The sequence below is a fragment of the Brucella sp. IR068 genome (assembly GCF_049065885.1).
Classification (GTDB): Bacteria; Pseudomonadota; Alphaproteobacteria; order Rhizobiales; family Rhizobiaceae; genus Brucella; species Brucella intermedia.
In genome coordinates this window covers 66,631-86,961 of the sequence record NZ_JBAKHE010000011.1, presented here as the reverse complement: position 1 = coordinate 86,961, position 20,331 = coordinate 66,631, and the positions used below count along the sequence as shown (strand labels likewise).

Below are 20,331 nucleotides of genomic sequence, written 5' to 3'. Positions count from 1 at the left end.
TTCCTATCGTGTGCGGGGATCGAAAACGCGATACAGGAGATCGCTGATCAGGTTGATACCGACGAACAGAATGCCGACAATAAGAGTACAGCCGACAACCGCGTTCATGTCGCCTGCCAGAAGCGCATTGGTGAGGTAACGCCCGAAGCCTGGCCATGCGAACACGGTCTCGGTCAGCACCGCCCCTTCCAGCAGGAAGGCATAAGACAGCGCCACGACTGTAACGACCTGAACCGCGACATTGCGAAATGCGTGGCCCCAGACCGTGCGCGCCCAGGACAATCCCTTGACGCGCGCAGTGATGATATATTCCTGATTGAGCTGCTCGATCATGAAGCCGCGCGTCATGCGGCTGATGTAAGCCATTGAGCCAAACGCGAGTATCAGGGCTGGCATGATGATATGGCTTACGGCGTTCCAAAATGCATCCCACTGCCCCTGCATTGCACTATCCACAAGCAGGAAACCGGTCGTCGGCTCGACGGAGTATTCGTAGATGAAATCTATCCGTCCCGGACCACCGATCCAACCTAGCGTGGCGTAGAAGATCAGCAGCGCCATCAAGCCGAGCCAGAAGTTTGGCGTTGAATAGCCGAGCAGACTGACCATGCGAACGGCATGGTCAAGCGGCGAATTGCGATACATGGCTGAGAAGACACCAAGCGGAATGCCAAGCGCGGTACCAATGACGATTGCCACAGTCGCCAGTTCGATGGTGGCGGGGAAGACGCGCGCAATATCTTCCAGTACCGGGCGGCCGGAAGTCAACGCATTGCCGAAATCGAACATCAGCGCATTCTTGAGGTATAGGCCGTATTGCACGATCAATGGCTGATCAAGACCCAGCTTACGATACATCGTGTCATAGGCTTCCTGAGAAACATTGTCCCCCAGCATGGCGATGACCGGATCGAGTGGCAAAAGGCGGCTGATGAAAAAGGTCAGCGTGATCAGTCCCAGAAGCGTAATCACCACTGAAACAATCAGGCGCGCTGTGGCGGCGAGGTACTGAAGCACCGGACCGGCTTCCCTGTCGCGGTCGGCCTCCTCGACGTCTTCCATGATTTCGTGCATCGTCATCTGAAAACTCCCGAAAGAGAGAAACGGGACACCAGGCCGGGATCACATTGCGAACCACAAGCGGCCATACGGACATCCATCAAATCGAAGTAGACGCCCGGCGACTGCCAGGAAGTCGCCGGTAACGCCATTCGCCTTACTTTGCGGCCAGATCGTAATAGACGCGGAAGCCGTTCCAGCTCCAATTCTTCATGGCCTTGTTGACGCCCGCAACATTGTAGATTTGGAAGATGAAGGCGTGGGGGCCCTTCTCCATCATCTCTCTCTGCAGATCGATATACATCTGCTTGCGCTTGGCCTCGTCCTTCTCGAACAAGGCTGCGTCGACCTTTTTGTTGACGGCCTCGTTGAAATAGCTCGCACGCCAACTCGGATACATGGTCTGCTTGGCTTCAGCCCGGTTGTCGGGATTGAAAATCTGGCGCGAAGCATTGCCATGCGCATCCGGCACGGTGGTCTGCCAGCCCATCAGCGAGGTTTGGAACTCGCGGCCCCGGATACGGCTGAACAATTGCGCATTGGCCATGCGCTCAATCTTGATTTTTACACCCACCTTGGCGGCTGCGTCCTGAATGCTCTGAGCAATCGGAGCTGCATAAGGCGCGGTACTGATAAACATCGTCGTTTCGAAGCCCTTCTCGTAACCGGCTTCCTTCAGCAGTTCGCGGGCCTTTTCAACGTCAAGTTTGAAGGGCTGACCTTCCTTCTCATCCAGCGCGCCGAAGGCACCGAGCTGCACGAAGCTCGCACGCGGCACGCCAACATTGTTGATTACCGTCTTGCCGAGACCTTCGTAGTCAATGAGATAGCGCATCGCGAGGCGCACCTTCTCGTTGGCAAAGATCGGATCGGCATTGTTGAAGTTCCAGTAGAATAGCGAGGGCTTCAACGAGCGTGAGGCGGTCACCTTGTCCTGGGTTTCGAGATCGCGCAGGTCCTCTGGCGTCAGATCACGAGCAATGTCGATGTCACCTTTTTCAAGCAGCAGCCGTTGAGTTCCCGCTTCCGAAACATGGCGGATCAATACCTGCTTGAGCTTCGGTGCTTCTCCCCAGTAATTATCGGTCGCCTGAAGTATTACCACTTCCGCGGGGTTCCATCGCATCAGCTTGTAGGGGCCAACGCATTCCGACCGAGTGGCCAGGTATTTGTTGCCCATGTCATTATCGACCTGGTTTTCCATCAACACTTTCTGATTAAGAAGGCTGGCTACCCGGTTGGCTGCAATCGCTGCCAGGATGAGGTTGACCGGATAGGGCTTGTCGAGCTTGAAAACCACCGTATTGTCGTCCGGTGCCGAGATGGTCTGGTCCACATTCTCCTTGGTGAAACCGTATTCCGTCAGCGTCGCGGCATTACCGAAACCGAGCTTGACCGCGCGCTGGAGCGACCATGCCATATCGCCTGCCGTCGCCCTGTCGCCATTGTCGAACTTCAGATCATCGCGCATGTGGAACGTGATCTGCAGGCCGTCCTGTGAGACATCCCAGCTCTTGGCGAGTTGTGGCACGATCTTGGTTTCGTCAGCCGGATCAAAATCCACCATCGGGTCACAGATATTCTGGATGATCTCGTTGGTAGCGGCCTCGCCGATCTGCGCGGGATCAAAAGTGCTGATAGCGTCGATGTTCCATGCCATGACAAGCGCATTCGGCGGTGAGGCGGCTTCAGCCGTGAACAGCGCAGCGCCCATACCGGTGGCAAGCGCAAGTGCTGTCGTGCAACGCAGGATGGATGTCTTCTGTCTTTGCATTGTTGTCCCCTTTTTATGGTTGGGCATTTTCAAATGTGCTGCGCGCGGACGCGCAGCACCAAGTGCAATCATTCAGCCGTTTAATCTGCCGGACGCGGCTGAAGTGGTGGATTGACTTCAGGTGGGATCGGGCAAGTGTAGGGTGTCTTTGCCGTGCGGGCCTTGTGATCAGCTTTGGCGTCGCTCAGGATTTTCTCGTTCTGAAGAACATCTAGCGCCGTGCCCGCCATCACCTTGGCGGCATAGACCATGCCCTTATGCGCGGCCGGCATTTTGCCTTGAGCGGTGATCTGCCACGAATGACCGGGCGAACCGATCGCATGCGTTGCCACGCGCGCCTGAACGGTTGGCACGACCCAGCTCACATCACCCAGATCAGTGGAACCGATCATCGGCACACCTTTCTGCTCGCGCGGCAAGACGTAGTCGCAAAGCGGTTCATTCTCCGCCAGCGGTTGGCCAACGCGTAGATAATCAGTTTCTATGTCTTCCTTCGACAAGGTTGCCTGAATCTTGGCGGCAAACGCACGGTCCGCATCATCGAACGGCACACCACCCAGGCGCTCCATGTTCGAATGCATCGCGATTTCGAGCGGCGTGTTGCCCAGGAGGTTCGAGACAGCGCTCATGATGGAAATGTCGACGGTCGTCTCCGTCATCATCGCAGCGCCTTGGGCAACCTTCTTCACCCGTTCATTGAGGGCGAACATGCCCGGCAGGTCGGTAGCACGAATGGCATAGCGCACCTTGGCCTTGGCCTGCACGACATTTGGCGCGATACCGCCCGCATTGAGATAGGCATAGTGAAGACGGCAATCAGAAGGGATGTGTTCTCGCAGATAATTGCAGCCGACACTCATCAACTCCACCGCATCCAGAGCCGAACGCCCCAGATGCGGTGCCGCGGCGGCATGGGAGGCTCGTCCGGTGAATTCGAAATCCATGCGCGTATTGGCGAGCGACTGTGCGTCATCCACCTGTGTGAACGAAGCCGGATGCCAGCAGATGGCAATGTCGACATCGTCGAAAGCGCCGGCGCGCGCCATGAACGACTTGGCCGCGCCGCCTTCTTCTGCTGGGCAACCGTAATAGCGTACACGGCCTTTCTTGCCGGTCTGTTCCAACCAGTCCTTGACCGCCGTCGCGGCCAAAATGGCAGCGGACCCCAGAAGATTGTGGCCGCAGCCGTGGCCATGTCCCGTGCCAGGGATCGGGCGGGGTTCCGCAATACCGGCTTCCTGGCTGAGGCCAGGAAGAGCATCGTATTCCCCCAAGATTGCGATGACTGGCCCGCCCTCGCCGGCCTCGCCCATCACGGCGGTGGGAATGCCAGCCACGTTCTCGGTGATACGGAACCCCTGTTCCTTCAGCATTTCAGTATGCTCGGCACAGGACCTATATTCGGTATAAGCGATCTCCGGCATGCCCCAGACTCGATCACTCAAGGCTTCAAAATCAGCCTTCTTCGCGTCCACAAGATCCCAGATCTCTTCACCATTCTTCACGGCGTATTCTCCCCACATTACTTCTAAAGATTCTCGTCGATGAAACGGGCAAGCGCGCCAAAAACACGACGGCGATTTTCAATGCGTGCAAAGCCATGGCCTTCATGCGGAACGCGCAGATATTCGACAGGTTTGCCGAGACCGCGGAGGCACGAATAGACCATTTCGCTCTCGCATGGCGTGACGCGCGGGTCCTCCAGGCCGTGCGCGATCATCAATGGCGCGGCGATGTTGCCGATCCGATTGATGGGTGAGAACCGCTCCAGTTGATCCCGCATGGTTTCGGCATCGCCATATTCGATTGCACGCAATTCCTTGCGCCAAGGTCCCGTGGTCTGCAGCAGGGTGAGGAAATTCGCGATCCCGTAATATTCGACGCCCAGCTTCCACAAATCTGGATATTCCGTCATGGCTGATAGGACCATGAACCCGCCATAGGAACGGCCGAACACACCGATACGGCTCTCGTCCACATCATCGCGTGCCCCGATCTCCATGCGCACCGCCCAGAGATCGGCTACGCTGTCCATACGCAGCTCACGGTCATCGAGGTGCTGATAGGCGCGGCCATAGCCAGTGCTGCCGCGAATATTGGGCGCGATGACCATGATGCCCCGCGCCAGCATATACTGGATGTCAGCCCGGAAGTCCGGCTTCCACTGGGCTTCGGGGCCACCATGTACGATGATCATCACCGGATAACCATCAGGGCCGGCTGCACGTTCCGGCTTGTAGACGAAATAAGGGATTTCCAGACCATCGAAACTTGCGACGCTCGTTACCGTGGGTTCCACAAAGGCTGGCAGTTTCACCTTAGCCTTCGGCACGTCCGTCAGGCGCGTGAAAACACCGCTTTCAACATCGCAGCGCCAGATATCGCCCGACATCGTGGCGCCTTCCACTGGCATGATCAGCGACGTGCCGTCAGGCGCCCACGCCATCGAAGCGACGACCGCTGCAACCGGCATCTCTAGCTGTTTCCGTACGACTCCGTCACGGCCGATCAGAACCACATCGTTCCAGCCCTGACGGTTCACGACGAGTGCTATCGCGTTCTGGTCAGGTGAGATTGCGAGCGCTTCGACATCTCGCCCTTCGAAAGCGGCAAGTTCTGTCAGCGTTGCCACACCGTGCGGCTTGACCATAACCGAGAGATACTCACGTTCCTGATCGGCAATCAAGAGAATGCCGGAACCGTCCTTGAAGAATTTCGGAGCCTGATAGCGCGCCCGGCCCTCATGTGGCAGGATGTTCTCATAAGCGCCTGTTTCGAGATCGAGACGGCAAAAATCCTGATCCGTCATGGCACGCTGGCAATCATTGACCAGAAGCGACTTGCCATCGGGCGCAAAGGCGGCGGGCGTGCGCCAGCCGGCACCTTTGTAGACACATTTGGTCTCGCCCGTGGCAACGGTCATCACATAAATGTCCATATGCGAACGGTCGCGATAATTGGCGCCATAGGCGATCTGCGTTCCATCCGGCGACCAGCAGCCCCAGGCGTGCACCACCGTCGTATCAGTGGTGAGGAGACGCGGTTCTCCTTCGGCGTTTTCGATCAGCCACAGCTGGTGACGCTCATCACCACCCCAGTCGGTGGTTATGAGCAGATCACGGCTCTTCGGATTGAATGCAAGATTGCCGACCGGTTCTGGTAGGTTGGTAATCTGGCGTGGCCTGCCGCCCGCGAGCGGGCGCGCCCAGACCTGCGCCGTGCCGCTTTCATCGCTAAGATAAACCAGAAGCTCACCATCCGGCGAGACGGCTGGCTTTACTGCCTTGCAGATATCGATGTAGTGCGTCATCGAAAGCGATGTCTCGGCGGTTCTTGTATCGAACATCGAACTGTCCTCAATTCCAGGCATTGCAGTGTGGGCTTAGGTCAATTGTCCCGCCAGCCGGGCTGATGCGGCTGTCAGTGCATCTGCCATCGGGCCGATTGTCGACTGATGATTGGCAAGCGTGACGATGGTGAAATTCGCTTCCGGCCAGGCTTCCTTGAGTTTCCACGCCGTCATCATCGGAGTGACAGTATCGTAGCGCGCCTGCACAATTTCAGCGGGAAGGTGTCGGATACGATCGATGTTATCGAGGAGATAATTGTCTGGAAGAAAAGCCCGGTTGACGCAATAATGGGTAAAAATGCGTGATACAGACAAAGCCGCTTCCGGCTTCAAAAGTTTGGAAACATGGTCCGTGTTCGGTTCGAAAGTTTGTGTACGTGCCGAAAATCCTCGCAGGCTCTTGGCGGCTTCCTGTTCTTGTAGCGGGTTTCCAGAGGTTAGCCGCTTATAATAAGCGGTAAGTAGATCGCTGCGTTCGCTTGCCGGCACGAATTCGGCAAATTTCTGCCAGTGGTCTGGAAAAATAGCCCGACAGCCATAGAACCACCAATCGACATCTTCCTGCCCGCCGAGAAATATGCCGTGCAGCCGAAAGCCGAGGCAACGCTGCGGGTATGCCAGGCCATAGGCAAGCGCAAGACAGGATCCCCAGGCCCCCCCCCGCCACGAGCCAGCGCTCGATATCGAGCTTTTCACGCAGGGTTTCCATATCCATGATCAGATGCTGTGTGGTGTTTTCAGCAATTTCAGCGGCAGGGGTGGAACGACCCGCACCACGCTGATCAAAGGTGATGACGCGATAGGTATCAAGATCAAAACTGGCTACCTGCCTGGCTGACACGCCTGCACCAGGACCGCCGTGCAGAAAGACCGCTGGGATGCCTTTCGGATTACCATATTCCAAAACGGAAAGCTCATGCAGATCGCTGACCGGCAAGCGGAACTGCTGCGTCGGTTGCGCAGCACTTACCGCATCACTGGCGCCGCTTTGAGGCGCCATATCATTGAATAGCTGCGCCTTTTCGTCAGAAGGGTAATTCCTCCCCTCCGGAACGCACTTGGCTTCCGTCATTTATTTCCCCATTTTTTTGCGCTCGTTTGAAAGGCGCGCCAGTCTTAGTTGCCCGAAGCTAATCTCTCTCTTTTTCAAAAGCTTAAAGAAAAGCTGAGGAGCATCCTCCCTTGACTGTCAATTTTGTTGTTTGAAATTTATAGGCAGCAAATTTAGGCTTTGGCCAATGCAATTTTAGACTTGCCATTCCAATTTGGAATAGGTTGCCATGCGCGGTCATATCGTTGATAGGCTTATCCCGCCGGGGCTCGAATAATACTGATCCGTTAGTGTGTTGAAGCTGACGTTGCCAGCATCTTCAGAAAGAGATTTAAGGCGTATGGAATAGTCCCTTACGATATAAACAACCGTTTCAAGACAACAGAACTTGCAAAACCCCAGCAAGCTCTGCAATCTCAGCGAGCTATTCAATCCAGGCCATAAATGCCGGTATGAATCTCACCATCTGTACCGCACCATGCGCGATACATGCCCGGACTGTTGAACGGCAGACTGACATTGCCTTTACGGTCTACCGCAACCAGACCACCAGAACCGCCGATTTCACCAAGTTCACGGACAACGGTGCCGGCTGCTTCGTCGAGTGATTGCCCTGCCCAGCGCATCCGTGCATCAATTTCATGGCCCACCGCCCAGCGGATGAAATATTCTCCGTGACCCGTGGCGGAAAGCGCAACCGTCTGATCGTCCGCCCAGGTTCCCGCGCCGATGACCGGGCTGTCGCCAACGCGTCCCGGCGTCTTCGCAGTCATACCACCCGTGGAGGTAGCAGCAGCCAGATGTCCGAAGCTATCCAGTGCGACAGCGCCTACCGTGCCATGCTTGCGGGCTGGATCGCCATCGTCGGCTGCGCCGCTGCGACGACGTTCCATTTCGTCATGCAATGCCTTGCGGCGTTGTTCTGTCGAAAACCATTCGGGAGCCATCATTTCCAGGCCCGCCGCTTCGCAAAAACGCTTTGCTCCTTCACCCGCCAAAAATACGTGTTCGGTCTTTTCCATGACCGCACGTGCCGCAAGAACAGGATTGCGCGGGCCGCAAATTCCAGAAATTGCTCCACAAGCGCGCGTAGCGCCATCCATGATGGCTGCATCCATCTCGTGCGTTTCGTCTGCGGTGAAAACAGCTCCTCGCCCGGCGTTAAAAAGCGGATTTTCTTCCAGAGCCATTACAGATGCCGTCACAGCATCGAGAGCTTTGCCGCCCTTACGTAAGACGTCCAGTCCAGCCCGCAGGCATTCACGCAATCCGGCATGATAGGCCGCTTCCTTCTCTGGCGTCATATTGGCCTTGAGAATGGTTCCAGCGCCGCCATGCAACGCAATTACGGGGACGAATTTGGACATTTTATCTCACTGTTAAAGAGGGTGTCTAAGTCGGAGACAGGTTGCAGAGCCTAACGATCTATCGAAAAGTATCCGCCCGTTTCGACTGGTTCGTTTCGCTTTGGGTGTTTTCAAGTTCCTTCGGAAGAGGCAAGCTCGAGCAGCGCAGATGCATCTCACGAACGAACAATTTTCTGCGCTTCTCGTCGTTCTCTTTTATGGCTGCCGCAATGCCGAGCCCGTAGGGACCGATAAGCAGGCCTGGAGCCAAATCGGAAGCCTTCGTTTCTCTCGCCTCATAGTTCACAGCCTCAGCACGAATTTCTTCGCACTGCGGCGACTGCCATTTGGGGTCCTGAGATGAGAGGGTGGCTGCATAATTCTGCGGCGATGTCGTGCACCCCGCCGCTGCCAGTGAAAGCAGGCAAACGACCCCTATCCCTGAATGTTTGATTACCATTTCGATCCATTTCCGTGCGCGATGAGTTTCAACGACGATGCGAACGCTCTAATCCGAAACATGGCCATTTCCTGCGAGTATTGCATCCGCAGCCAACCCGCCTGCCATGCGATAATCGTCCGACCACTCTTCATCATCAAACACGCAGAGCGCAATCGTCGCGCATCGCTGCCTTTCCCGGAGGATGGCAAGCGCGATTGCGTCAACAGGTGCTATTCTTTCGTTGGCCTCTGAGACTTCGAGCCACAAATTTCTGGCCGCATCTACAATGTCACGGGGAAATTCCATGCCCTCTGCCTTTTAACGTGGTCCAATGCGGAGCAATTTCGGCTCTTCGAATCACAAGCTCGTACTTGCCGTTCCTATATCGTTTCATAGTTCAACGTGTCAGACACTTCTCAACAACGCCGCATTGAATGAACAAAAAGCACCATTCGGCGGATACAGCTCCATCCAAGTGCCGGCTGCAATATCCCGGCTACTTACCGGTACCGTCAGAAAGCCTGTTAGCCCTATAGGTCAGACTTCCCGGTTCAGCAGCATCCACATCGATCCGGATATTTCTGATTTCGATGGCATGTTGGTCAGCCGGGAAATCCAACATTTGCCCCGTATCCGGGGTTTGCAGATCATTGGCAGTGTAACCGCGGATTTCGAAACGCATCCTGCCATCGACAACGCCCCGATAAACGATATCAAAAATAGTGCCGGACTCATTGGGATCGTATTCGCCAGGATTCGGTATCTCCAACCCTTTTGCATAATCGCGCGGAGGGATGATGGGATCGTCGCTTAGAACAAACTGCGTCTGACCAAAGGTGTTGGTTGCCGGTGCGGGATGGTGCGATGTCTCTTCAGTGCCCGTTGAGACCTCTGCACCTGCGGCTTGTTGCGCATGCAATTCGGGCGGGAAATTCAGAAAACAGACAGCGACCAAGTATATTGTAAGCCATCGGCTTATCTTTGAACGTTTAACCATCGGCTCTTCTTTTTCCTGAATCGCAAATTACCCCGCTGTTTTGACCGAAACGCAACATGCAGGCAATCCCGCATGTCAACTGCTGTTCGCGCTGAGGGCATGGTCGTAACCGTCACGATTTTATGACTGCAATCCTAAGCACCTTAGGTTAGGGTCAGCCCGGGAAGATCACCGTCCGAAACCTCAATAGAGAGGCATGGCATGACCGTTGAAGCCAGATCTGTTCGCATCATTCGGACAGTTGTTGAAACGCTGCGGCCACAGTTCAATGTGGAGTTATGGGACGGTACGCGCATAGGCGCATTCGACGGTCCGTCACTGGTGATCAACGATCCGACGATCGTTCGGCAGCTCCTTCTCAAACCGAATTACGATTCACTGATCGAGATATGGACCTCAGGTCGGGTCGATATCAGCAATGGTACAATCTTCGATCTCGCCAAAGCCAAAACCGACGGGAGCGTGAAGAACAGGCTGAAGGAGTTGCCAAAATGGCAACTCCTCAAGGATCTCCCGGCTCTTCTTTTTGCTAGTAAACCCAATAGACGCGATGTTCTTGACGGCAAGGAGCCTTTCGTCAGCGGATCGAACAAGGAGGCAATCACGCATCACTACGACGTCTCCAACGAGTTTTACCGTTTATTCCTCGATGAGCGAATGGTTTACACCTGCGGCTACTTCACGGACTGGGCTAATGATATCGACCAGGCACAGAAGGACAAGCTGGAGCTCATCTGCCGAAAACTGCGATTGAAACCGGGGGACCGGCTTCTTGATATCGGGTGCGGTTGGGGCGCTCTCCTGATTTATGCTGTGCAGAATTTTGGTGTCATCGGCACCGGCGTTTCGTTATCGGAAGCCCAAACGGCGCTGGCGCGAGAAAGGATCAAGCTGGCAGGACTTGAAGACAGGATTACCATCCACGTCAAATCCTATGCAGAGCTTGACGGTCAGTTCGACAAGATTTCATCTGTGGGAATGTTCGAACATGTTGGTATCGCCAATTACGACAGCTATTTCAGCGCCGTCCATCGACTTCTGCGCCCCGGCGGGCTTTACATGCATCACGCAATCACCCGGCGCATGAAAAAGGACAAGAAATCCTTCAAACGTAAAAGCGCAGAGCATAAGGCTCTGGTGAAGTATATTTTCCCTGGTGGGGAACTCGACCATCTTGGCATGACAGTAGAAAACCTCGAAGGGCACGGGTTTGAAGTCCACGACGTCGAAAATCTCCGCGAACATTATGGCATGACGTGTCGGCTATGGTGCGAACGCCTCTATAACAATTTCGATAAGGCCGTCGCTGAAATAGGTTATCCGAAAGCGCGCCTATGGCTGCTCTATCTTGCGGGATGTTCGCTGGCATTTGAGCGAGGAACCGTCCAGATCAACCAGACTCTGGCCTCGAAGCGCAAACGCGGTATTTCCGCTGTGCCTCAGACCAGAGCGGATATTTATGCGGGGTTCGAAAAATCTGACAGCTGAGAGGCTGCGAATACCCCTCCCTATCCTTCGCGAAGGCTCTATTCCTTTTTGTAAAGTGTACGCGACCGTTCAAGATGTCGAAGCATGGCAGCTTCAGCGCGGTCTGCATCCTTGACGGACAGACAATCCAATATCTCCTCGTGTTCCACGAGCGTATATTTCTCTTTGCCGGTCCAGATAAGCATATGAGTGTGATACTCCTTCAGCCAGGCAAGCATGGCTTCGCTCACGGCCACTAGAATGGGATTGCCGGAAATCCTGGCTATCCGGACATGAAACTCCATATCGGCTGCGATAAAGGCGTCTGCGTCACCGAGCGATTCCCGCTGCCGTTCGATGATCTGTCGCAGTTCAGCGATATCAGTCTCGGTAATTTTCTGCGCGGTCTCGCGGACGATGCCGCGCTCGAAGAAAATGCGCGCGCTCTTCAAATCTTCCAGCGTGTCCATTGACTGCGCAAGCATGATCTTTGCGGTTGGATCCACCTGCTGGAAAATCGATCTTGCAGTCAGCTTCAACACCTTGGCACGCTCGCCGTGTGAAATGCTCACCAGTCCCATTTTGGCGAGCGACTGCATTGCCTCGCGAATTGCAGGGCGACCGACACCGAAACGTTCCATCAGCACGCGTTCCGACGGCATCTCGTCTCCCGGCTCCAGCTCGCCGGAAGTAATCATATTTTCGAGCCGATCAAAAACTTCGTCGGACAATTTGCGACGAACAATAGGTTCGAATGGCTGGTTCATTACATCTCACCCCTCAGGCGCTTTTCCTTCTTATGCATCTTCGACTGTCCGGAGAAAAGCTGTTTGCCCACAGCAGCCCGAGCGCCGCACAATTTTTCACTTGCGCATAATGGAATACTCATTATACCAGTCGACCTGTAAAAGCCAGCGAAGTATCGCGGGCAACGAACCAATCGCCTGTTCCGGTAGTAGCCATGTACATCCACCTGACCTATCGCATTGAGACCACCGGCAGCATCGAACAGATGGCCGCGAAGATTGCGAGCGATCAGTCGACCGGCACGTTTGTCGCCGTTCCGGGTGAAACGGAAGAACTCAAGGCGCGCGTCGCGGCGCGTGTGCTGGAAATCCGTCCGCTGGAAGACGCAACGTGCCCCACATGGCCAGAGCTTGAACCCGGACATGGCCCAATCAAGCGCGCGGATGTCGATATCGCATTTCCGCTTGATGCTATCGGCACCGATCTTGCAGCACTCATGACGATAGCCGTTGGCGGCGTTTATTCGATCAAGGGCATGACCGGCATCCGCGTCGTGGACATGAAGTTGCCGGAAGCTTTCCACACAGCACATCCCGGCCCTCAATTCGGTATCACCGGAAGCCGTCGCCTTACCGGCGTTGCGGAACGTCCGATCATCGGCACCATCGTCAAGCCGGCACTTGGCCTGCGTCCGCACGAAACCGCAGAACTGGTCGGCGAGTTAATCCAGTCTGGTGTCGATTTCATCAAGGACGACGAGAAGCTGATGAGCCCGGCCTATTCGCCGCTCAAAGAGCGCATCGCCGCGATCATGCCGCGTATTCTCGATCACGAGCAGAAAACCGGCAAGAAGGTCATGTATGCCTTCGGCATCTCTCATGCCGATCCTGACGAAATGATGCGCAACCATGACATGGTGCTGAAAGCAGGCGGCAATTGCGCGGTAGTCAACATAAATTCCGTCGGCTTTGGCGGCATGAGCTTTCTACGCAAGCGTTCGGGTCTCGTACTTCATGCCCATCGCAACGGCTGGGACGTCCTGACCCGCAATCCAGGTGCAGGTATGGATTTCCGCGTTTATCAGCAGTTCTGGCGTCTGCTCGGCGTCGATCAGTTCCAGATCAACGGCATCCGCGTGAAATATTGGGAGCCGGACGAAAGCTTCGTCAATTCGTTCAAGGCCGTCAGCACACCGCTGTTTGAGCCATCCGATTGTCCGCTTCCTGTGGCGGGGTCCGGCCAGTGGGGCGGACAGGCGCCGGAAACTTACGAGCGCACGGGCCGCACCACGGACCTGCTTTATCTGTGCGGCGGCGGCATTGTCAGCCATCCGGGCGGCCCGGCAGCTGGTGTTCGTGCCGTGCAACAGGCCTGGGAAGCGGCTGTCGCGGGCATCCCGCTCGAAACATATGCAGCAGATCACCCAGAACTTGCAGCCTCGCTCGCAAAATTCGGAAAAGGCGGCGAGTAATGTCAGAGGTTTCCAACAGACTGCTGCTCTCCTATTACGGCGACGATCTCACCGGCTCGACCGATGTCATGGAGGCACTCGCTTCTCACGGCGTCGATACCGTTCTGTTCATGAATGTTCCGGATGAAGAGCTGCTTGCCCGTTTTTCTCATTGCAAGGCTATCGGCCTCGCGGGTACCAGCCGCAGCGAAACGCCGGAATGGATGGAGAAACACCTCACCCCGGCATTCAACTGGTTGAAAGGCCTCAATGCGGCTATTGCGCATTACAAGGTCTGCTCGACCTTCGATTCCGCACCGCATGTCGGCAATATCGGCAGGGCCGTGGAAATCGCCAAAGCGATCTTCGATCAGGCCTATGTGCCCTTGATTGTCGGCGCACCACAACTGAAGCGTTACACGGCTTTCGGCAATCTGTTCGCCGCCTATCAGGGCGAGGTCTATCGCATCGACCGCCACCCGGTCATGAGCCGCCATCCGGTCACGCCGATGCATGAGGCGGATCTGCGGTTGCATTTGGCTCAACAGACAACGCTTAAAACCGCACTCGCAGACCTTGCAACCCTTGGCTCGCAGGACGTCGATGATCGCGTCAGCGCTATCGCCAACAATGTTGACGGCATGTTGCTGTTCGACGTCGATAGTCATGAAAGTCAGCTGCAAGCAGGCGAACAGCTCTGGCGCTTGCGTGCCCGCGAAGGCTGGTTCGTCGCTGGCTCGTCGGGCGTTGAATACGCGCTTCTGGCCGCATGGACCAAAGCGGGACTGATTGGATCAAAAAGAGAGTTTCCGCTCCCCGGCAAGGCAGACCGCATTGCGGTCGTTTCAGGAAGCGTATCGCCCACGACGGAACGCCAGATCCGTCATGCGACAGCATCAGGCTTTACCGGCATTGATCTCAATCCCCTCGAACTTGTCGGCGAAAACAGCAATCAGGTAATCGAAACGGCTATTGCTGAAGGCGAGAAGGCGCTCAAACAGGGCAACAGCGTAATCCTTAACACCGCACTTGGTCCTTCTGCTGATCGCGGCACTGAGATCGACAGGATCGTAGGCAGCCGTCACAAACTGGCGCGTAGCCTCGGATTCATACTCCGCAGCCTTGTCGAGCGCGAAAGGCTTACCCGCGCAGTCATTGCAGGCGGGGACACTTCCAGCCACGCATTGCGCGAATTGCATGTTGACGCGCTCACCACGCTTTTGCCGCTTCCACAAACTCCGGGCTCGCCGCTTTGCACTGCACATAGCACTCACGCTGCAACCAATGGCCTGCAGATTGCTCTCAAGGGCGGTCAGGTCGGCTCTGACAATTACTTCAGCCAGATTCGCGACGGAACACGCGTCTAATCTGGAATACTCATTGACTGGTTATACCAGTTGCGATACCAAAACATGGGAAGGAAATTTCAATCATGACAGCTATCGCTTTGTTCGGAGCGGGCGGCAAGATGGGTTACCGTCTGGCCAAGAACCTCAAAGGTTCGCGCTTCGACGTACGCCACATCGAAGTCAGCGACGCAGGCAAGGCCCGCCTCAAGAACGATCTTGGCATCGACACCGTCGACGCCGATGCTGGACTCGAAGGCGCTGAAGTGGTCATCCTGGCCGTGCCGGATACCATCATTGGAAAGGTTGCCGCAGGCATCGTCGACAAGCTCAAGCCCGGCACGATGGTTATTGCGCTCGACGCGGCTGCGCCATTTGCCGGTCATCTGCCCGAGCGTGCAGACCTCACCTATTTCGTGACCCATCCGTGCCATCCGCCGATCTTCAACGACGAAACGGACATGCAGGCCAAGAAGGACCACTTCGGCGGTCTGTTTGCAAAGCAGCACATCGTTTCGGCTCTCATGCAGGGGCCGGAAGAAGCCTATGCGCTCGGTGAAGAAATCGCCAAGGTCATCTGGGCGCCTGTCATGCGCTCGCACCGCGTTACCGTTGAGCAGCTTGCAATCCTCGAGCCGGGCCTTTCGGAAACCGTTTGCGCATCGCTTCTTGTCGTCATGAAACAGGCCATGGATGAAAGCATTCGTCGCGGCGTTCCAGAAGAAGCAGCTCGGGATTTCCTTCTCGGCCATATGAATGTTCTCGGCGCCGTCATCTTTGGCGAAGTCCAGGGCGTATTCTCCGATGCCTGCAACAAGGCAATAGAATTCGGCATTCCGGCGCTGATGCGCGACGACTGGAAGAACGTTTTCGAACCGGAAGAAATCGCAGAAAGCATCCGTCGCATTACGTGACGTCACTTGGGGGGGCGGCGCACGCTCTCCCCTTTTTCCGCCCTTTTGGGAAATGGGGCTTATTGGGAGGTCTACATGAAATTCACACGCAGAAAAATTGCGCGCGGTTTTGCGATTGCGGCCGTTTCGGCAACATTGGCAGGCGGCGTTGTCATGCCGGCATGGGCTGCTGACCTGATCGCGATCATCACGCCATCGCATGACAATCCGTTTTATAAAGCTGAAGCAGTAGGCGCTGAAGCCAAGGCCAAGGAACTTGGCTACGAAACACTGATCCTTCAGCATGACGACGATCCGACAAAGCAATCGCAGCTGGTCGATACGGCCATCGGTCGTGGCGCAAAAGCCATCATTCTCGACAATGCCGGTTCGGAAGCATCGATTGCCGCCGTGCAGAAGGCCAAGGATGCCAAGGTCCCTTCATTCCTGATCGACCGTGAAATCAACGCTTCGGGGGTTGCGGTTTCGCAGATCGTATCCAACAACTATCAGGGCGCGCAGCTGGGTGCGGAAGAATTCGTCAAACTGATGGGCGAAGCCGGTAATTATGTCGAACTGTTGGGCCGTGAATCCGACCTGAACGCGGGCACCCGCTCCAAGGGCTATCACGACGTCATCGATGAATATCCTGATATGAAGATGGTTGCACAGCAGTCAGCCAACTGGAGCCAGACCGAGGCTTTCACCAAGATGCAGAGCATTCTGCAGGCAAATCCGGATATCAAGGGTGTGATTTCGGGCAACGATACCATGGCCATGGGCGCATGGGCAGCACTTGAAGCTGCAGGCCGCAAGGACGTTATCGTGGTCGGCTTCGACGGTTCGAACGATGTTCGCGATTCCATCAAGGCGGGCGGCATCAAGGCAACCGTTCTCCAGCCGGCCTATGCCCAGGCACAGATGGCCGTCGTCCAGGCTGACGAATATATCAAGACCGGCAAGGGACCAGCTGAGGAAAAGCAGCTGATGGACTGCGTGCTCATCAATCCTGACAATGCCGACAAGCTCGAAACCTTCGCCTTGAAGGACTAACCCTTAAGCTTGCGAGGCCGGGGGCGTACACCGCTCCCGGCACATTCCTGATATCGAGGATAGATTCATGTCAGTGCTGAAGTCAGCTTCCATTATTCTGCTGGCCTGCGGTGTCGCGCTTTCGGGCTGCAAAATCATCAAGACCCCGACAGCGGAAGAAGCCGCAGAAGCACGCGGCGATAATTTCAATCCGGATCGTTCGGTTTCCGACATCTGGGACGCAAAGGTTAAGCCGTTCTTTGCCGAAAAAACTGCGACGCTCGATGAAGTGATGCAGGCAGCAGATGCAGACGCGGACGCCGCCGGAGCGAAATACGGTCATCGCGAAAAGCAAGGCAATGCCCCCTGGACTTTCGTCGTCAGGCTTGAAGGCACCGTGGTCGCCGCAGAAACGAAATCCCGCGCCGCCTATGTCGACGTCGACAGCAATGGCGATGGCAAGCCAGATGCACGCGTGCAGATTGGGCCAACCGTTCGCGGCACTGCAATCCGCGACAGCCTCTCATTCGTGAACTTCAACGAATTCCGCAACCAGATCGACTGGGCGCAGTTCGGCAAGGCTTTCAATACCCGCATCAATGACGACGTATTGTCCAAACTGCCGCGCGAAAATCTGGTCGGCATGAAGGTGAAAGCGCAAGGCGCTTTCCCCTTGCCGTCAAAGGGTCAGCTTCCGGTTCTCACCCCCGTTTCCATCTCTTTGGAGAAATGAGTCATGAAGACGGAATCGAACCGGAAGCACGATATCGTCCTCAAGCTTGAAGATGTTTCCAAGGTCTATTCAGGCATTGTCGCGGTCAAGCGCGCCAATCTTGAATTGCGCCGCGGCTCGGTCAACGTGCTTGTCGGTGAAAACGGTGCTGGCAAGTCAACGCTGATGAAAATCATCGCGGGTGTTGAGCGCCCGACCATGGGGAAGATCATTCTCGATGGCGAGGAAGTAGCATTCGACAGCCCCGCCGACGCGCAGAAGCGCGGCATTGCGATGATCTTTCAGGAGTTGAACCTGTTTTCAAACATGACTGTGGCAGAGAATATCTTTGCCACACGCGAGATTACACGCGGTTTGCGGGGCATTGATCACAGGGCGCAGGTCGCAAAAGCCAGCGAGTATCTCGACTGGCTTGATGCAGGCATCAGCGCAAATACGCTTGTGGCCGATCTGCCCATCGGACAACAGCAGCTCGTCGAAATCGCCAAGGCCATTTCGCTCGATGCACGCATCGTCATCATGGACGAGCCGACTTCGGCACTTTCCGCAGCCGAAGTGGATATTCTGTTCAAGGTGATTGCTGAATTGAAAAGCCAAGGGGTGGCAATCGTCTATATTTCGCATCGTCTCGAAGAACTGATGCGGATCGGCGATTACATCACCGTTCTGCGCGACGGAAAAATCACCGGCCAGGAAGAAATCAAAAATATCGATACGCAATGGATCGTTCGTTCGATGATCGGTTCGGATGCCAAGGATTTTGCCAAGCCCGTGACCCACAAGATCGGTGCGGAACGGTTTCGCGCCGAAAACATCACGCTGCCCCGCCCAACAGGCGGGCTGGCAGTCGATGATGTCTCGCTAACCGTCCGCGCAGGTGAAGTTCTTGGAATCTACGGCCTTATGGGGGCTGGACGTTCCGAGTTTTTCGAATGTGTGATGGGGCAGCACGGGCATTCTACGGGCCAAATCTATATCGATGGCGAGGAAGTGAAGGAGCGAGACACGACCCGTCGTATCCGGCGCGGCCTTGCACTCATCCCGGAAGATCGCCAGCGCGAAGGCCTGGTCCAGATCCTGTCGATTGCCAGTAATCTGACACTGGCAAGCCTCGACCGCCTGGCCCGCTTTTTCCACATCACGCCAAAGCGTGAAAAACAGGCCATTCAACAGGCGATCCAAGACCTTTCCATCAAGGCGCCGAACCCGGAATTTGAGGTCACTTCAATGTCGGGCGGCAACCAGCAGAAGGTCGTCATCGGCAAGGCGCTGATGACCAATCCAAAAGTTCTCCTGATGGACGAGCCATCGCGCGGCATCGATGTGGGTGCGAAAGCCGACGTTTTCCGCACCATGCGCAGGCTTGCCGCCGAAGGTCTTTCCATTCTCTTTTCAACCTCTGATCTGGAAGAAGTCATGGCGCTCTCCGATCGCATCGCGGTGCTCAGCAATGGGAAGCTGATTGCCATTTTCGACCGCGATAAAGCAACGGAAGCCGATATTGTTGCCGCTTCGGCCAAGGGCCACGGACATACGCATGACAACGACCACAGCAAACAAACAAGGGAACGCGCGTCATGACAGCCAACACGACGACGGCCGCCACTGACTCAACCTTTAACAGCGGCTCGGCCCTGCTGACGCTTATGAAACTGAGAACCTTCATCGCGCTTTTCGCGGTATTCATCTTCTTCTCGTTCGCAGCACCGAACTTTCTGTCGACCGCCAACCTGATCCTGATGTCAAAGCACGTTGCTCTTAACGCGTTTCTTGCAATGGGCATGACTTTCGTCATCATCACCGGCGGCATCGACCTTTCAGTCGGCTCAATTGTCGGGCTTTGCGGCATGGTTGCCGGCGGTCTTCTGATCTACGGTATCGATCTTGGCATCGGCTATACAATCTATTTCAACATCATCGAAATCTCGCTGATCACACTGGCGGTCGGCATCGCAGTTGGCTTCATAAACGGGCTATTGATAACCAAACTGAATGTTGCACCCTTCATCGCGACACTCGGCACGCTTTATGTGGCGCGCGGTCTGGCACTTCTGTCTTCCGATGGTCAGACCTTCCCGAACCTTGTGGGCCGTGAAGATCTGGGCACAACCGGCTTCGCCTTCCTCGGATCAGGCAGCATTCTCGGTCTTCCGGTCTCGATCTGGATTCTGATCGTCGTCGCATTGGCCGCAGCCTATATCGCGCGCTATACGCCTCTTGGTCGTCAGATTTTCGCAGTCGGTGGCAATGAACGCGCTGCGCGCATGTCCGGCATCCGTGTCGACCGCGTAAAGATGTTCGTCTATATGTTTTCAGGCTTCTGCGCCGCGATCGCGGGGCTTATCATCTCGTCCGAACTCATGTCGTCGCATCCGGCAACAGGTAATTCGTTTGAGCTTAACGCCATTGCGGCGGCAGTTCTCGGCGGCACCTCCATGTCGGGCGGGCGCGGCACCATTGGCGGCACCATCATCGGCGCATTCGTCATCGGCATTCTCTCCGACGGTCTCGTCATGATGGGCGTATCGTCCTTCTGGCAGATGGTCATCAAGGGCCTTGTCATCATCATCGCCGTGGTGGTCGATCAGGCACAGCGCCGCCTCCAGCAGCGCGTTACACTCATGCAAATGGCAAAAGCGGGTTAA

18 protein-coding genes and 1 pseudogene are annotated in these 20,331 nt (G+C 55.7%); 8 read left to right on the top strand and 11 right to left on the bottom strand.

The window, feature by feature from the left end; all coding sequences use genetic code 11:
* Positions 1-3: 3 nt before the first annotated feature.
* The 10 genes and pseudogenes from ACOWVS_RS17820 to ACOWVS_RS17775 form a co-directional block, all read right to left on the bottom strand.
* The gene (locus ACOWVS_RS17820) at positions 4-1,080 is read right to left on the bottom strand and encodes an ABC transporter permease (RefSeq protein ID WP_112701160.1); all 1,077 of its coding nucleotides are present in this window, start codon (positions 1,078-1,080) and stop codon (positions 4-6) included.
* A 136-nt stretch (positions 1,081-1,216) separates the two neighbouring features.
* Entirely contained in the window at positions 1,217-2,833 is a 1,617-nt protein-coding gene (locus tag ACOWVS_RS17815; RefSeq protein ID WP_039853591.1) for an ABC transporter substrate-binding protein, read from the bottom strand.
* 80 nt (positions 2,834-2,913) lie between these two features.
* A complete protein-coding gene (locus ACOWVS_RS17810; RefSeq protein WP_006472104.1) occupies positions 2,914-4,338 on the bottom strand; it encodes a M20 family metallopeptidase in 1,425 nt (474 codons plus the stop codon).
* A gap of 23 nt (positions 4,339-4,361) precedes the next feature.
* Positions 4,362-6,179: an alpha/beta hydrolase family protein gene (locus ACOWVS_RS17805; RefSeq protein WP_006472105.1), complete on the bottom strand. Its 1,818-nt coding sequence runs from the start codon at positions 6,177-6,179 to the stop codon at positions 4,362-4,364.
* A gap of 36 nt (positions 6,180-6,215) precedes the next feature.
* Entirely contained in the window at positions 6,216-6,878 is a 663-nt protein-coding gene (locus ACOWVS_RS17800; protein WP_345568677.1) for an alpha/beta fold hydrolase, read from the bottom strand.
* A gap of 25 nt (positions 6,879-6,903) precedes the next feature.
* Positions 6,904-7,182, bottom strand: a pseudogene (locus ACOWVS_RS17795) (alpha/beta fold hydrolase); the annotation flags it as partial.
* A 479-nt stretch (positions 7,183-7,661) separates the two neighbouring features.
* A complete protein-coding gene (locus ACOWVS_RS17790; RefSeq protein WP_006470115.1) occupies positions 7,662-8,600 on the bottom strand; it encodes an isoaspartyl peptidase/L-asparaginase family protein in 939 nt (312 codons plus the stop codon).
* A 58-nt stretch (positions 8,601-8,658) separates the two neighbouring features.
* Positions 8,659-9,039, bottom strand: a complete 381-nt coding sequence (locus ACOWVS_RS17785) for a hypothetical protein (RefSeq protein WP_006470114.1) — start codon at positions 9,037-9,039, stop codon at positions 8,659-8,661.
* Between the two features lie 48 nt (positions 9,040-9,087).
* Positions 9,088-9,327, bottom strand: a complete 240-nt coding sequence (locus ACOWVS_RS17780) for a hypothetical protein (RefSeq protein ID WP_006470113.1) — start codon at positions 9,325-9,327, stop codon at positions 9,088-9,090.
* Positions 9,328-9,517: 190 nt separating this feature from the next.
* Positions 9,518-10,018 carry a hypothetical protein gene (locus tag ACOWVS_RS17775; RefSeq protein WP_006470112.1) on the bottom strand — a complete coding sequence of 167 codons (501 nt, stop codon included), beginning with the start codon at positions 10,016-10,018 and terminating at the stop codon, positions 9,518-9,520.
* Positions 10,019-10,219: 201 nt separating this feature from the next.
* On the opposite strand from ACOWVS_RS17775, the gene ACOWVS_RS17770 reads away from it, so the two are divergent.
* On the top strand, positions 10,220-11,506 hold the full coding sequence (locus tag ACOWVS_RS17770; RefSeq protein ID WP_006470111.1) for an SAM-dependent methyltransferase: 1,287 nt from the start codon (positions 10,220-10,222) through the stop codon (positions 11,504-11,506).
* A 38-nt stretch (positions 11,507-11,544) separates the two neighbouring features.
* On the opposite strand, the gene ACOWVS_RS17765 is transcribed toward ACOWVS_RS17770, so the two are convergent.
* Positions 11,545-12,252, bottom strand: coding sequence for a transcriptional regulator NanR (locus ACOWVS_RS17765; protein ID WP_006470110.1), 708 nt, complete (start codon positions 12,250-12,252; stop codon positions 11,545-11,547).
* 194 nt (positions 12,253-12,446) lie between these two features.
* Between ACOWVS_RS17765 and oiaX the strand changes: the two genes are divergently transcribed.
* From oiaX to ACOWVS_RS17730, 7 genes are all read left to right on the top strand, one after another.
* Positions 12,447-13,703, top strand: a complete 1,257-nt coding sequence (gene oiaX, locus ACOWVS_RS17760) for a 3-oxo-isoapionate-4-phosphate decarboxylase OiaX (protein ID WP_039853580.1) — start codon at positions 12,447-12,449, stop codon at positions 13,701-13,703.
* A complete protein-coding gene (locus ACOWVS_RS17755) occupies positions 13,703-15,049 on the top strand; it encodes a four-carbon acid sugar kinase family protein (protein ID WP_006470108.1) in 1,347 nt (448 codons plus the stop codon). Before oiaX ends, ACOWVS_RS17755 begins: the two co-directional genes overlap by 1 nt.
* Positions 15,050-15,114: 65 nt before the next feature.
* A complete protein-coding gene (locus ACOWVS_RS17750; RefSeq protein ID WP_006470107.1) occupies positions 15,115-15,942 on the top strand; it encodes a phosphogluconate dehydrogenase C-terminal domain-containing protein in 828 nt (275 codons plus the stop codon).
* 75 nt (positions 15,943-16,017) lie between these two features.
* Complete coding sequence (locus tag ACOWVS_RS17745) at positions 16,018-16,974, top strand: D-ribose ABC transporter substrate-binding protein (RefSeq protein ID WP_006471861.1); 957 nt, start codon at positions 16,018-16,020, stop codon at positions 16,972-16,974.
* 67 nt (positions 16,975-17,041) lie between these two features.
* Positions 17,042-17,686 carry a DUF2291 family protein gene (locus ACOWVS_RS17740; RefSeq protein ID WP_006470105.1) on the top strand — a complete coding sequence of 215 codons (645 nt, stop codon included), beginning with the start codon at positions 17,042-17,044 and terminating at the stop codon, positions 17,684-17,686.
* Positions 17,687-17,689: 3 nt separating this feature from the next.
* On the top strand, positions 17,690-19,267 hold the full coding sequence (locus tag ACOWVS_RS17735) for a sugar ABC transporter ATP-binding protein (RefSeq protein WP_075042209.1): 1,578 nt from the start codon (positions 17,690-17,692) through the stop codon (positions 19,265-19,267).
* Positions 19,264-20,331: an ABC transporter permease gene (locus ACOWVS_RS17730; RefSeq protein WP_006470103.1), complete on the top strand. Its 1,068-nt coding sequence runs from the start codon at positions 19,264-19,266 to the stop codon at positions 20,329-20,331. Before ACOWVS_RS17735 ends, ACOWVS_RS17730 begins: the two co-directional genes overlap by 4 nt.

Bases quoted from the DNA above. Each gene is read 5' to 3' on its own strand.
- ACOWVS_RS17820 (WP_112701160.1), bottom strand. From the start codon at position 1,080: ATGACGATGCACGAAATCATGGAAGACGTCGAGGAGGCCGACCGCGAC.
- ACOWVS_RS17815 (WP_039853591.1), bottom strand. From the start codon at position 2,833: ATGCAAAGACAGAAGACATCCATCCTGCGTTGCACGACAGCACTTGCG.
- ACOWVS_RS17805 (WP_006472105.1), bottom strand. From the start codon at position 6,179: ATGTTCGATACAAGAACCGCCGAGACATCGCTTTCGATGACGCACTAC.
- ACOWVS_RS17790 (WP_006470115.1), bottom strand. From the start codon at position 8,600: ATGTCCAAATTCGTCCCCGTAATTGCGTTGCATGGCGGCGCTGGAACC.
- ACOWVS_RS17785 (WP_006470114.1), bottom strand. From the start codon at position 9,039: ATGGTAATCAAACATTCAGGGATAGGGGTCGTTTGCCTGCTTTCACTG.
- ACOWVS_RS17780 (WP_006470113.1), bottom strand. From the start codon at position 9,327: ATGGAATTTCCCCGTGACATTGTAGATGCGGCCAGAAATTTGTGGCTC.
- ACOWVS_RS17775 (WP_006470112.1), bottom strand. From the start codon at position 10,018: ATGGTTAAACGTTCAAAGATAAGCCGATGGCTTACAATATACTTGGTC.
- ACOWVS_RS17770 (WP_006470111.1), top strand. From the start codon at position 10,220: ATGACCGTTGAAGCCAGATCTGTTCGCATCATTCGGACAGTTGTTGAA.
- ACOWVS_RS17765 (WP_006470110.1), bottom strand. From the start codon at position 12,252: ATGAACCAGCCATTCGAACCTATTGTTCGTCGCAAATTGTCCGACGAA.
- oiaX (WP_039853580.1), top strand. From the start codon at position 12,447: ATGTACATCCACCTGACCTATCGCATTGAGACCACCGGCAGCATCGAA.
- ACOWVS_RS17755 (WP_006470108.1), top strand. From the start codon at position 13,703: ATGTCAGAGGTTTCCAACAGACTGCTGCTCTCCTATTACGGCGACGAT.
- ACOWVS_RS17750 (WP_006470107.1), top strand. From the start codon at position 15,115: ATGACAGCTATCGCTTTGTTCGGAGCGGGCGGCAAGATGGGTTACCGT.
- ACOWVS_RS17745 (WP_006471861.1), top strand. From the start codon at position 16,018: ATGAAATTCACACGCAGAAAAATTGCGCGCGGTTTTGCGATTGCGGCC.
- ACOWVS_RS17740 (WP_006470105.1), top strand. From the start codon at position 17,042: ATGTCAGTGCTGAAGTCAGCTTCCATTATTCTGCTGGCCTGCGGTGTC.
- ACOWVS_RS17735 (WP_075042209.1), top strand. From the start codon at position 17,690: ATGAAGACGGAATCGAACCGGAAGCACGATATCGTCCTCAAGCTTGAA.
- ACOWVS_RS17730 (WP_006470103.1), top strand. From the start codon at position 19,264: ATGACAGCCAACACGACGACGGCCGCCACTGACTCAACCTTTAACAGC.